Source organism: Methylocystis sp. Sn-Cys, from assembly GCF_016745395.1.
Taxonomy (GTDB): Bacteria; Pseudomonadota; Alphaproteobacteria; order Rhizobiales; family Beijerinckiaceae; genus Methylocystis; species Methylocystis iwaonis.
This window is the reverse complement of the sequence record NZ_JAERVJ010000007.1, coordinates 1-12,014: the sequence shown is the minus strand read 5'-3', so window position 1 is coordinate 12,014 and position 12,014 is coordinate 1. Positions and strand designations below refer to the sequence as shown.

General features: G+C 61.6%; 18 protein-coding genes. 3 read left to right on the top strand and 15 right to left on the bottom strand.

Translation table 11 applies throughout. The features are described from left to right. Positions 1–250 precede the first annotated feature (250 nt). The 14 genes from JJT62_RS13790 to nifB form a co-directional block, all read right to left on the bottom strand. The gene (locus tag JJT62_RS13790) at positions 251–583 is read right to left on the bottom strand and encodes a ferredoxin (RefSeq protein ID WP_202073356.1); all 333 of its coding nucleotides are present in this window, start codon (positions 581–583) and stop codon (positions 251–253) included. Between the two features lie 14 nt (positions 584–597). Beyond that, on the bottom strand, positions 598–1,482 hold the full coding sequence (locus JJT62_RS13785; protein WP_202073355.1) for an SIR2 family protein: 885 nt from the start codon (positions 1,480–1,482) through the stop codon (positions 598–600). A gap of 37 nt (positions 1,483–1,519) precedes the next feature. Then, entirely contained in the window at positions 1,520–1,732 is a 213-nt protein-coding gene (locus JJT62_RS13780; RefSeq protein WP_165049023.1) for a hypothetical protein, read from the bottom strand. Between the two features lie 19 nt (positions 1,733–1,751). Continuing rightward, positions 1,752–2,057 carry a 2Fe-2S iron-sulfur cluster-binding protein gene (locus tag JJT62_RS13775; protein WP_165049021.1) on the bottom strand — a complete coding sequence of 102 codons (306 nt, stop codon included), beginning with the start codon at positions 2,055–2,057 and terminating at the stop codon, positions 1,752–1,754. A gap of 39 nt (positions 2,058–2,096) precedes the next feature. Beyond that, the gene (locus JJT62_RS13770; RefSeq protein WP_202073354.1) at positions 2,097–3,248 is read right to left on the bottom strand and encodes a DegT/DnrJ/EryC1/StrS aminotransferase family protein; all 1,152 of its coding nucleotides are present in this window, start codon (positions 3,246–3,248) and stop codon (positions 2,097–2,099) included. Further along, positions 3,245–3,517, bottom strand: coding sequence for a hypothetical protein (locus JJT62_RS13765; RefSeq protein ID WP_202073353.1), 273 nt, complete (start codon positions 3,515–3,517; stop codon positions 3,245–3,247). Before JJT62_RS13765 ends, JJT62_RS13770 begins: the two co-directional genes overlap by 4 nt. A gap of 1 nt (position 3,518) precedes the next feature. Beyond that, positions 3,519–3,731 (bottom strand): putative nitrogen fixation protein NifT, encoded by a 213-nt coding sequence (gene nifT / locus JJT62_RS13760; RefSeq protein ID WP_281928057.1) that lies wholly within the window; start codon positions 3,729–3,731, stop codon positions 3,519–3,521. Between the two features lie 48 nt (positions 3,732–3,779). Continuing rightward, a complete protein-coding gene (locus tag JJT62_RS13755) occupies positions 3,780–4,007 on the bottom strand; it encodes a nitrogen fixation protein NifZ (protein ID WP_202073352.1) in 228 nt (75 codons plus the stop codon). After that, a complete protein-coding gene (locus tag JJT62_RS13750; RefSeq protein WP_202073351.1) occupies positions 4,004–4,297 on the bottom strand; it encodes a nitrogen fixation protein NifZ in 294 nt (97 codons plus the stop codon). Before JJT62_RS13750 ends, JJT62_RS13755 begins: the two co-directional genes overlap by 4 nt. Then, on the bottom strand, positions 4,294–5,094 hold the full coding sequence (locus JJT62_RS13745) for a 4Fe4S-binding leucine-rich repeat protein (protein ID WP_202073350.1): 801 nt from the start codon (positions 5,092–5,094) through the stop codon (positions 4,294–4,296). Before JJT62_RS13745 ends, JJT62_RS13750 begins: the two co-directional genes overlap by 4 nt. Then, entirely contained in the window at positions 5,084–5,617 is a 534-nt protein-coding gene (locus JJT62_RS13740; RefSeq protein ID WP_202073349.1) for a hypothetical protein, read from the bottom strand. Before JJT62_RS13740 ends, JJT62_RS13745 begins: the two co-directional genes overlap by 11 nt. A 9-nt stretch (positions 5,618–5,626) precedes the next feature. Next, positions 5,627–5,971 (bottom strand): iron-sulfur cluster assembly accessory protein, encoded by a 345-nt coding sequence (locus JJT62_RS13735; protein ID WP_202073348.1) that lies wholly within the window; start codon positions 5,969–5,971, stop codon positions 5,627–5,629. After that, positions 5,971–6,195, bottom strand: a complete 225-nt coding sequence (locus JJT62_RS13730) for a 4Fe-4S dicluster domain-containing protein (RefSeq protein ID WP_202073347.1) — start codon at positions 6,193–6,195, stop codon at positions 5,971–5,973. The genes JJT62_RS13735 and JJT62_RS13730 overlap by 1 nt, the downstream gene beginning before the upstream one ends. A 113-nt stretch (positions 6,196–6,308) precedes the next feature. Next, entirely contained in the window at positions 6,309–7,811 is a 1,503-nt protein-coding gene (gene nifB / locus JJT62_RS13725; protein WP_246744915.1) for a nitrogenase cofactor biosynthesis protein NifB, read from the bottom strand. 509 nt (positions 7,812–8,320) lie between these two features. Between nifB and nifA the strand changes: the two genes are divergently transcribed. After that, positions 8,321–10,048 (top strand): nif-specific transcriptional activator NifA, encoded by a 1,728-nt coding sequence (gene nifA, locus JJT62_RS13720; protein WP_202073346.1) that lies wholly within the window; start codon positions 8,321–8,323, stop codon positions 10,046–10,048. Between the two features lie 80 nt (positions 10,049–10,128). Next, on the top strand, positions 10,129–10,347 hold the full coding sequence (locus JJT62_RS13715; RefSeq protein ID WP_202073345.1) for a dodecin: 219 nt from the start codon (positions 10,129–10,131) through the stop codon (positions 10,345–10,347). A gap of 318 nt (positions 10,348–10,665) precedes the next feature. On the opposite strand, the gene JJT62_RS13710 is transcribed toward JJT62_RS13715, so the two are convergent. Then, positions 10,666–11,043, bottom strand: coding sequence for a hypothetical protein (locus JJT62_RS13710; RefSeq protein WP_246744905.1), 378 nt, complete (start codon positions 11,041–11,043; stop codon positions 10,666–10,668). Positions 11,044–11,279: 236 nt separating this feature from the next. Here JJT62_RS13710 and rplS point away from each other — a divergent pair, with 236 nt between their 5' ends. Then, positions 11,280–11,663 carry a 50S ribosomal protein L19 gene (gene rplS / locus JJT62_RS13705; RefSeq protein ID WP_202073344.1) on the top strand — a complete coding sequence of 128 codons (384 nt, stop codon included), beginning with the start codon at positions 11,280–11,282 and terminating at the stop codon, positions 11,661–11,663. Positions 11,664–12,014: the final 351 nt, after the last annotated feature.

The following is a 12,014-nucleotide window of genomic DNA, read 5'->3' as shown; positions in this document are numbered from 1 at the left end:
CAGAGCAGCTACGACGGCCCTGGATTGCTTCGTCGCTTCGCTCCTCGCAATGACGGCTCTGAGTTTGTCCGCGCCCTGCCGGGTTCGGGCCCAACGCTAACCTCGTCATTGCGAGCGGAGCGAAGCAATCCAGGCAGCTACGACGACCCTGGATCGCTTCGTCGCTCCACTCCTCGCAATGACGGCTCTACGACAATGAAAAAAGCCGCCGGTTTTGCCGGCGGCTTCTTTTCTTATGCGATGCTCGATCTCAAAGCTGCGGCACGATAATCAACCGCTCGACCGGCTTGCCCTCGGTGAAATGCGATTGGAAGATTTCGTCGATGTCGGCTTCCGTGCGCGGCGTATACCAAACGCCCTCCGGGTAAACGACCATCAGCGGGCCCGCGCGGCAAAAGCCGAGGCAACCGGTCGCCGTCACGGAAATATCGGGGTTGGGCTGCACATTGAGCTTTGCCTGCAGGCGGTCCCACAAGGGCTTTCCGCCGGAGGTCATGCAACTGCCGCGCGGATGTCCCGTCGGGCGCTGCTGAAAGCAAGTGAAGACGTGGTATTTGAAGACTTGCGGAAGATCCTCGATCATTCTCTCTCTTTCACTCAAGCGGCGACGGCGGCGAGATTGGATTGGGCCAGCTCGGCGGCAAAATCCGCAAGCTTGGCGTCGATGCGCTGGATATTTTGCTCGCGCAGGAATTTCTCCTCGTTGCGCGTCAGCTCGCCCTCGATCAAAGCCCAATGCGTGTCCGAGGAGCGCTTCATGATCTGGCGCGCGAAGCTGCGCTCCAACTGGTTGGTGAAGCGACAGCCGAGGAAGAGGAAGTTGCGTCCCTTGCGGATGGTCTGCACCGAGTCGGGGATCGGTGTTTGGATGTCGATCTCCGTCAGCACTTCGACATAGTCGGAGTCGGACACGATGAAGTTCGACGCAGGCGTCACGGCGCCAAGCGGTTCATAGACGAGCGTGCGCCATTTGAGCGTCTCGTCCGGCGCTTCCGCAGGCGCCTTGGCGCCCGAGCCGTCGCGGATGAATTCCTTCGTCGGGACGGCGGAGAGGTCGGCGCGGAACCAATTCACCCAGTCGCCGAAATGTTCGCTTTGCGTCACGCCCTGAACAAGACCCCAATCGCTCCGCGCCGCCATGGATTTGACGACGAGATCGTCGTACCAGGCGTGCACGATCAACGGCAGTTGCTCTTGCGTCGCGAGCCACTTGTGAAAGGCGCTCGGCTCACACTCGACTGCAAAGGCCTTGGCCATCAGACAGGTCAGCGTCTTGCGATGTTTGAAATTCTCGATATATTGCGAAGCCGCTGTGAGATTGTTGCGGATTTTATGCGGCACCGTCGCGCCAGCGACGAGTTGCTGCACGAGAATTTCGGGAAGCGACGGTGGCGCCGCCTCCCCGGGGAGGCCGGTCACGCCCGGCCCCAGATAAGGAATCACGTCGCCTCGACGAAAGGCCGTTACGATTTCACTGAGCATGTTTCAAATCCTCTCGCCAAGCGATCGACGTTGAGCCTTACTGCAGAACAGCCGCCTTCAGCGCCGTGACGTCGTCGGACGAAACGCGGAACACGCCGCGACCGCCGGTGAGCGCCTGGAAGCTGTTCGCGGCTTTCTCCGAGAGCTTGGTGAACCATTGCTCGGGCGTGAGGCTCGTCGGACGATCCTGGATCTCGAGCACGCTGCCGTCATTGTTGAAACGGACGTGGATCAGGACTGTGTCTGTCATTTTTGTCTCCTTTGTCGGACTAAAAGCCGGAGCCGAAGCCCAGCAACTCCACCGTTACATTTTCGGCGCCGAGCATGGCCTGACAGGCGAGACGTGATTTCGAGCCGACGCCGACAATGGAGTCGAGCTTCTCATTTTCAGCGCGCGTGGTTTTCGACAGGCTCTTCCTGCCTTCCTGCACGAAGAGATGGCACGCGCCGCATTTCGCTTCGCCGCCGCATTTGCTGACGATCGGTTCGCCTGCCGCGAGAATGGCGTCGAGCAGACGGCTGCCGGTCGCGGCTTCGACGGTCTTGCCCGAGGGAAGAATGGTCACGGTAGGCATTTTGTTACGCTCCTTGCGTGTTGGGGCCAATTGCGGCCGTTAAAGGTAGATGGCGGTTCCGGCGCCGACATTGATCGACGCGTCCTTCATCGTGCCCACGATGAACGCGACCTGGTCTTCGGAGAGGTGGGCGTGGAAGGGCAGGGCGACGGCGCGGTCCGCGACTTTTTCGGTCACGAACAAATCGCCGCGCCGATAGCCGAGATCGAAGTAGTGACGTTGCAGATGCAACGGGCTCGAAAAGGCGGCCGCCTCGACATTTTCCTGACGCAAATCGTCGATGATCGAATCGCGGCTGGAGCGCGAGAAGCGCGTCCCAAGATGCACGACGTAAAGGAACCAGTGAACCTGATCGACCTCGGGCGCGATATAGGGATCCTTGATGCCCTCGAAGGAACGCACATATTCGAGGAAGTAGCGCTCGACGCGCTTGCGGCGCGCCAGCAGCAGCTCGATGCGGCGCAGTTGCGCCAGGCCGAGCGCGGCGGCAATGTCCGACAGACCAGCCTGCAAGGGCGGCCAGGCGCCGAGCACGACCGAGGAGCGCTCCTCGATCTTGCGATTGCGCAGCCGGCGCAGCATGGTGGCGGTATCATCATTGTCCGTGACGATCATCGCGCCTTCGCCGGAGATCAGTCCGCCGGGTTGTGAGAAGTCGAACAACGAACAATCGCCGAAGGAACCGACAATCTTGCCTTGGTAGATCGATCCGATCGCCTCGGTCGAATCCTCGATCAGCGCGAGATTATGCGCGGTCGCGATCTCCCGCAGCGGACCCCAGGGCGCCGGATGGCCGTTGGTGTTGCCGGCGACAATGGCGCGGGTCTTTTCCGTGATCGCTTTGCGCGCCTTTTCCGGATCGAGCGTGCCGGCCCAGTAGTCGATGTCGGCGAAGACCGGACGGGCGCCACAGAGCGTGATCGCATGCGCGGTCTCGCAGAAGGAGTAGGAGGAAGCGATCACCTCGTCGCCGGCGCCGACGCCGATCGCGCGCAGGATCAGCAGCAGGCCGATCGTGCCGCTGGAAACGCAGACAGCATGTTTGCGGCCGATGTAGCGGGCGAACTCTTCCTCGAATTGATCGACGACGCCGCCCTGCGAGACGCGCGCGGATTGAAGAACGCCGAGAACCGCCTCGAGATCGGTTTGCGCAAGATCCGGATCGTTCAACGGCAGAAGAGTAGTCTTCATGCGGCGCCTCCATTGGGGGCGAGGGCGATGCCCGTCGCGCAGCCTGGATCCTGGGTGATTTTCCAGCAGTGATCGCGCCCGTCGACGAGATAGAGCGAGCAGTTCTCGTAGATGCGGAAGGGAGTCTCCTCGCGCATGTCGAGCGCGTCGCAGCGCGTGACCATCAGCCCCGGCGCAAGCTGGCGAATGGACGCGAGCGTCTGCGAGTCGGCGCTGGCTTTCACGAGCGCCGCGTCAATTTGTGCAACCTGCGCAGGGGCGAGAGTCATCTTATTCTCCTCCGATCTTTTTCGCTTCGACGGTGATCGGGAGAGAGGTGCCGGCCGCCATTTCCGGAAGTTTGAGCACCCAGCCATTCGCAAGCGTGACAGAGCCGCCCCACAGTTCGGGCCTCTCGACCTCGACGATCGGTTCCTCGAGATCCTTCTTTGGAACATAGGCCGAGAGGCTGCCTTCTGCGTCTCTGCGGATCATGACTTTCACGTTGCGCCTCTTTCGTTGGCGGGTTGCAAAGAGATTAATCAGGCTGGCTCAGGCAGGCTCGATTTCGTCCTCCAGGCAACCGATGACGAGCTGCGGCGAAAATTCGACGAGATAGATGACCATCTCCGTATCGACATGGGTTCCGATATTCACGATCTCACCCAAGTCGCCATTCTTGACCAGCAGCTCGTCCAGGGCGCGATCCGGGTACGAGCCATCATTGACGAGGTCGGTGGCGGCGCGCACACGCTGGCCCCAGTCATATCTCGCGCTCATCGGTCATCCTCTCTGTCGATCTCGACCATTTCCAGCTCTTTGCGTTTCATACCCACGCGATTGCCGGTAGATTCAAATTCTACGCCATAGATGTAGAACTGCTGCAGAAAGGTGCCGATATTGACGATGTAGCCAATCTCGCCCTTCTTCGCGAGAACTTCGCCAATGTCCTTGCCGGGGAAAGTGCCGTCGTTACGGATCGTGCGTTTCGCGCGCACCTTGTCGCCATAGTCGAAATAGGGCGGGCCATCGACTTCGACGTGATCGCTGTCTCTGCTGATATTTGTCATTGATCACTCCGCTTCTGCGTCATGATGACATTGGGGGATGTTTCCAATCCGGCCGCCTTGCGCCGATCCCTTGCGCATTCGCGCACGAGCGGATCGTCGTCGTCGACCAGCGCGCCGATAAAGTTGACGTCGGCTCTTTGCGCCACTTCGTAACGAATGCGCCAATCGGCGTCTTTGATCAGCGTTTCGAGGTCACCCGCTTCGAGGCGCTTGGCGGCTTCGAGACGCACGACCGGATCGTGGTCTCTCGTCAGGCGCATGAGCGCCTCTTGCGCGATGCGGCTCGCAATGACTCGGCGCACGCCTGCGTCTTCGTCATTGATCATCAGAACGAGAAGGTCCGGCGGCAGCTTTTTCGCGACGGCCTGTCGCACCGCATAATCTTCGTCGTTGATCATCGGCAGCAGGTCGGTGCCCTCGAGGCGGAGCGCGATGCGGATGCGCACCTCGCGGTGCGGATCGTTACGCAGGCGCAGAATGTAGCGGTTGGGCAGGCGGCGCGCCGCGCTCCAGCGAACCGCCTCCTCCGGATCGTCGAGCATCGCGGGCAGCAGAAAGATCTCCGCCGCCTTCGACGCGCAGGCCCGCACCTCGAAATAGCCGTGGGTGAGATAATTGCGCGCGAGATCGGGATTCCAGTCGAAGAAACGGTCGATGCGCCGGGCGTAGCGATCGTGCACGCAGGCGCGCAGCGGCTTGCAGCGCTCGGCGTTCAGGCGATCTTGATGGTCACAGTCCGCGCAATCGACGGCGTTTCCCTGCCAGTCGATTGCTTCGTCGATATCGTCAGTCGACATCTTCCAGCCCTCTGCGTTCGAGGACGCCGAGCAGCACTTTCGCGCCGATCTTGTCCGCCGGGTCGAGCTCCAGAAGCTTGTCGATCGCCGCGGCGCTTTCCTCGAAATCGCCGAGGCGCATGCTGAGATAGGCGTAGCCTTTCAGCGAGAACATGAAGAAGCGCGGGGCGATGGCGTCGTAGTCGCCGAAAGCGGCGTCTTGCGCCGTGACTTGCCGCCAGTCGAGCGGCAGCGAATTGTCGATCGCTGCGCGGGTCAGGCAGGATTCGGCGACGCCGAGGCACTCCCTGAGGCGGCCCTTGTAGAAGTAGAAGCGGTAGAGGCCGATCAGCGTGGCCGGATGGGTCGGCGCGAGCGCGCGCGCCTCCATCAGATATTTATGCGCCACGTCATCCTGATCGTAAGACAAGGCCGCGGCGTGCAAAAGGCGTTCGACCTCTTCCGGGAGCCCCTCTCCGAGGACGATGGAAGCAAGAAAGTCCTGCTCCGCCGCGCCTGTTTGCACTGCCGCGTCACGCGTCATGTCACACTCTCACGCCGTTTCCTCGAAGGCGGGAGCTTCGGTCTTGGATGAGCAACCGCAGCTCTTCGCCTTGGGATCGATGAAGGCGAAGCCCGTGGAGGTCGCCGTTTCCTTGAAGTCGATCGTCACGCCGTCGAGCAGCAGGCGGCTTTGCGCGGGCAAGAACATCTTGAACTGCGCATGCTGGAAAACCTGCTCGCCTTCTTTCGGCGCGGGCTCGACGGAGAATTCCGCCGACATGCCCGAGCAGCCGCCCGGCGACACGAGGAGACGAAGGCCATAGCCCGGGCCGCCGTCGAACATGACAAGACGGCGGATGAATTTTTCAGCGGCGGGGGTGAAGGCGATATTCATTAGGCGCTCGGCTGGTAGCGGGGGAGGGAGGTGTCGATGACGCAGGTGTCGTCCACCGGGCAGACGGCGACGCATTGCGGAACGTCGAAATAGCCGATGCATTCCGTGCATTTTTTCGGATTGATCACGAAGGTGCCGTTCTTCTCGGAGATGGCGACGTTCGGGCATTCCGCCTCGCAAGCCGAGCACGACGTGCATTGAGAAGCGACAATCTTGTAAGTCATGACCTGAGCTCCTTTGCTTGGCTTCGGAGCAAGCTCCTCGAGAACTTGCTCCGACATCTCGATAAAGCGCGATTTGTTGTCGATCGGGCGTTTTCCGCCCGATCGGAAGCGCGCTACGCGTCCACGGAGACGAAGGCGCCCTGACGGATCGTGGCGTCGCCGCGTGTGACATGGGTGATCTCGCCGCTCTTGATCTTGGCGAGGTAGTCTTTGAAGTAGGCGATCGCCGACTGCTCGATGAACTCGTAGGCGTATTGATCCACGGGTTCGATGCCGGCCTTCAGCAGATCTTCCTTCGGGCAGTGGCCGATCTTGGCGACGAAGACCGCGGTGCAGTCGTTGATCGCGCGGATGACCGTCTCGAGCGCCTCTTCCTCGCCATAGCCGCCCTGGCAGTAGAGGTCGACGCGGCGATGGCCGACGAATTTCGCGCCATTGCTGGAGAGTTCGTAAATCTGGAACTCGTCGGCATGGCCGAAATGCTCGTTGATGCGGCCCGAGCCCTTGGTCGCGACGGCGACGAGGATCTTGAGATCCGCGTTTTCGCCAGCGAGCGTTTCCAGCTCGGCGTTGCGCGCGGCGACTTTCGCCTGGCGCTCTTCCTCGACCTTCTCCTGATAGGCCTGACGCGCGGAGAGGTCGTAATTGACGTCCATCTCCATGATCTTGTCGGTCGTGAATTCCGCGCTGCGGTCTTCGCCGAGCAGGCCCACCGCGTCGGCGCGGCACTGGCGGCAATGGCGCATCATGTTCATCTCGCCTTCGCAGCTATCCTGCAGCGCCTTCAGCTCCTGCGCGGACGGGCCGCGCTGGCCGTTGAGGCCGAAGACCGTGCCATGCTCGGGCGACGAGATGAGCGGCATGATGTTGTGCAGGAAGGCGCCGCGCGATTTCACCTCTCTGTTCACCGTCACGAGGTGGTCGTCGTTGATGCCCGGGATCATCACCGAGTTGACCTTGCAGAGGATGCCGTTGGCCGTCAGCATCTCGAGGCCCTTCAACTGACGATCGGTGAGGATCTTCGCAGCTTCCTTGCCCGTGACGCGCTTATGCTTCCAGAACACCCAGGGGTAGATCTCAGCGCCGATGTCCGGGTCCGTCATGTTGATCGTGATCGTGACGTGATCGACGTTGAACTTCTTGATCGTCTCGACATGGTCGGGCAGCGAGAGGCCATTGGTCGAGAGGCAGAGCTTGATGTCCGGAGCCGCTTCCGAGATCAGCTCGAAGGTCTTGAACGTCTTGCCGGGATTGGCGAGCGGGTCGCCGGGGCCGGCGATGCCGAGCACCGTCATCTGCGGAATGGCGGAGGCGACCGCGAGCACTTTCTTGGCGGCTTGCTCGGGGCTCAGCTTCTCGGAGACGACGCCGGGACGCGATTCATTGGCGCAGTCATATTTGCGGTTACAATAGTTGCACTGAATGTTGCAGGCCGGCGCGACGGCGACATGCATGCGCGCATAGTGATGGTGGGCTTCTTCGCTGTAGCAGGGGTGGTTCTTGACTTTCTCCCAGATTTCGGTGGGCATGTCGTTTTCGCCCGCGCCGGTGCCGCAGCTAGCTTTGCCGCTGCCGCCCGACGTGCCGCAGCCTTTGTGCTCGGCCATCTTCTGCATGATGTCGTCGAGCTGCGCGGGCGCGGAAGTGGGTTCGGCTTCATAGGTTTCGAAAGAGCGAGAGTCGTCCATTGCGTAATCCTCTCAAGCATTTTGTTGTGGTCCCCCTGAGGGGGCGTCTGGAACAATTCCAATGTCGGCCGTTGGCGTTGGCGGTTTGACCGCAACAAGCGTGCCATGGGTAAATATCTGCAGTAACTAATTGGAAATGCTGTCGTAGAAGGTTTGGCTGGCCGCCTCGGAAAGGCGCGGCGAGTTGTCGCAAAGCCTTCGGACAAATGTTCGCAAGGCGACATTCAATCGAGCGCGTCACATGCACTCGAAATGGGCGCCAACGGAAGCGGCGCCAGGGACAATTTCGCGGCGCCTTCTTTGTTTTTATAATCGTTCCAATGACTAGGCGGCTTTTTGCAATAGCTTGATCTTCCATGTCTTATCGATGATTTCGGCGTTGGCGTGATGCTTGCTTGTATGACGTGATGCACAACAACGCCTGTCATGAGGCTCCCATGGGTCTTGAACTCGGCGGCTCCATTGGCGCCCCTCCCCCGCGCACGATGGTTTCCGGCGAAACCGCGCTGGTCGGTATCTACGAAATCTCGAAACTGCTCGCTTCGCCGAACCGGTTGGAGAATGTGCTCGCGGGCGTCTTGACGCTTCTCTCCAGCTTTCTCGACATGCGGCATGGGCTGATCGCGCTGCTCGATTCAAAAGGCGCGCCCGAGGTTGTCGTCGGCTCGGGGTGGAGCGAGGGCGCGGCGAAAGTGTTTTTCGATCGGCTGCCCGAACGCGCCGTCGGGCAGATCGTTGCAACGAAAATGCCGGTCGTCGTCGATGACGTCGCGACGTCGCCGCTCTTCGAAGGGATGGACCTCGCCGACTGGGGGAATGAAGACGGTCAGTCCTTCTCGATGATCGGCGTGCCGATCAAGGATGGCGACGCCGTGGTCGGCACGCTGACAGTCGATCGGGCGCGCAACACGCGCTCGTCCGTGCTCTTCGATCACGACGTGCGCTTTCTCACCATGATCGCCAATCTGGTCGGGCAGACGCTGCGGCTTCACAAGCTCATCGCGCGCGATCGCGAAAGGCTGATGATCGAAAGCGCCTGGCGCGAAAAGTCGGCCATTCCGCCGGAAGTGAAGGCGGAAGGCCTCAAGGGCATCGTCGGCGACAGTCCCGCCGTGCGCGCCGTGGTCGAGAAAATCCGCATCGTCGCCAAAGCCAAATCGACGGTTCTGCTGCGCGGCGAATCCGGCACTGGCAAGGAGCTGTTCGCCGCCGCGATCCACGATCAGTCGCCACGGCGCAACAAGCCCTTCGTCAAGCTCAATTGCGCGGCCTTGCCCGAGAGCGTGCTCGAATCCGAGCTTTTCGGCCATGAGCGCGGAGCCTTCACCGGCGCGGCCAATATGCGCAAGGGCCGCTTCGAGCTTGCCGATGGCGGCACGCTGTTTCTCGATGAGATCGGCGAGATCACGCCGGCCTTTCAGGCAAAGCTTCTGCGCGTGCTGCAGGAGGGCGAATTCGAGCGCGTCGGCGGCGCGCGCACGCTGAAAGTCGACGTTCGTCTGGTCTGCGCGACCAACCGCAATCTCGAAGAAGCGGTGCAGCGCGGCGAATTCCGCGCCGACCTTTACTACCGCATCAGCGTCGTGCCGATCTTCCTGCCGCCGCTGCGCGACCGAAAGGGCGACCTCGATCTTCTGGCCAATGAGTTCCTGCGCCGCTTCAACACGGAGCAGGGCGGCAAGCTGAAACTCTCGGAATCCGCGATGAGCGTGCTCAACGAATGCGGCTTCCCCGGCAATATTCGCGAGCTCGAGAACTGCATCTATCGCACGGCGACGCTCGCCCATGGCGACATCATCATCGACAAGGATTTCTCCTGCCGAAAGGACGGCTGTCTTTCCTCCATCCTCTGGAGCGGCTCGTCGTCGAAATGGCCGACGGGGGTGACGCCGCTGCCGATCGTCGCGCCGCAGCCGGTGCGCCCGCCCGCGCCGCCGCCCGCCGAGGCGCCGAGCGCTTGCGCGCCGGCTCCCGGCGACACCTGTCCCGGCGCCGAGAACTGCACGGTGATCGAGAAAGACCCGCGCACCGATTACGAGAAGCTCGTCGACGCCATGGAGCGCGCCGGCTGGGTGAAGGCGAAGGCGGCGCGTCTTCTCGGCCTCACGCCGCGCCAGATCGGCTATGCGCTGCAGAAGCATGGGATAGAGGTCAAGAAGTTCTAGCGCGTCGTCACAACCGCGGCCGATGACCTAAAGCCGCTCCGCTCTACATTCACGTTCAGTTCGAGCGGCAGGGGCGTTTCATGGAAAGTTCGGTCTACAAAATTGTCGAACTCGTCGGCACCTCGCCAGACAGCGTCGAAGGGGCGATCGGCACGGCGATACAGCGCGCCGGATTGACCTTGCGCAATCTCCAATGGTTCGAGGTCGTGCAGATCCGCGGCCGCATCGACAAGGGCAATGTGGAGACATATCAGGTGACGATAAAGGTCGGCTTCACGCACGACCGCGAGACCGAATAATATTGGTTCGGCGTCATCCCCGACGCCCGCGCCGCTTGGACACACAGGAAGAGGCGGAGCCGACGAAGCAATCCAGGGACGCACTGGATTGCTTCGCTTCGCTCGCAATGACGGGCTCTGGGCGTGCGGGCCTTCGAAGAGATCCGCTTGCTTTGCTCAGTGTCATTCCCGACGCTCGCGCAGCGAGCGATCGGGAATCCAGAGCGACACGAGCTACGATGGCTCTGGATTCCCGGTCGGGCCTTCGGCCCGCCGGGAATGACGAAGCTCCATAAGAGCGTTCAAACGAAAATGGTATGAATGTCGCAAAACGCCGCGTTAATGCCCGCGGCTCTTGCCATTGCCGATATTCGTCCAAAAGCGCGTGCCCGCGGCAATGATTTCCTGCGTGTCGGAGAGCATGCGGCGTGCGTCTTCGGTGGCCATTTCCATATGTTTGACCGTCCAATTCTGGAAAATGTTGGCGGTTTCCGTGAAAGATTTGGCCGCGGTGAGCTTATTGGCGAAGTCGGCGGCGATGGAAGCCTCGCTCTGCATCCGGTCGAGCCATTTGCGGTTGGAGTCCTGAATGCGGTCCCAGAACTGAGTCTGGGCGTCGGTAAAATCCTCGATCCGTTGCCGTCCCTCGCTCATAATGTCCGAAGCCGCCCTCGTGGCGCCGCCGCGTTCTCCCCGGCGCTCCTCTTGCTGGGTCATTTTGCGCTCCCGTTCTCGAGTTTTCATGGCCAGCCGCCCCGGCAAGGCTATATAGGTCGGGCGCCATAAGGAGCCTCCCCGGCGCGCCACTTTCTTTTGCGGCGCGGGAGGGTTCTTTCGCGCATGCGCACTCGACAAACGCCGCCCCCTGCTGTAAGGGGAGCAGCCTCAACTAAAACAGCGTTCCGAAACGCTCGTCGGCCGAAAGGCTACAGACGAAACGGCAGGAGTTTTTTATGAACATCATCGAGCAGCTCGAGGCCGAACAGGCCGCCAAGCTCATCGAAGGGAAGGCGATCCCCGACTTTCGTCCCGGCGACACGGTCATCGTGAACGTGAAGGTGAAGGAAGGCGACCGCAGCCGCGTGCAGGCCTATGAGGGCGTCGTGATCGCCCGCAACGGCGGCGGCCTCAATGAGAGCTTCACCGTCCGCAAGATTTCCTACGGCGAGGGCGTCGAGCGCGTCTTCCCGGTCCATGCGCCCCTGATCGATTCGATCAAGGTGGTCCGCCGCGGCAAGGTCCGCCGCGCCAAGCTCTATTATCTGCGCGACCGTCGCGGCAAGTCCGCCCGCATCGCCGAGCGCGTCGAGACCAAGCCCAAGGCCGCGAGCGAGTAATCCTTACGGATTACGAGACTATTTTCCGCCGCCCGGCGCCGAGAGGCCCGGGCGGTTTTGTTTTGTGGTCCCTCTCCCCGCTTGCGGGGAGAGGTTAGGTGAGGGGCCGGGGGAGGAGCCCGGGCGTGCATTCCGAAAACGAGCGCTCTCCCACGTTTTTCGTTTCCACTCATCCCCAAGCCCCTCACCCAACCTCTCCCCGCGCTGTGCGCGGGGAGAGGGGCTGACTGCGGTCTTCATCGAAAATCGACCTGGAATCTATCCCCACCCCCCCAAACCTCTTTTATCCTGCCCCGGCCTCGCCAACTTGCAGGGGCGTCGTCAGGGTCGGCGGCGCCGGCGGGGTCGGTT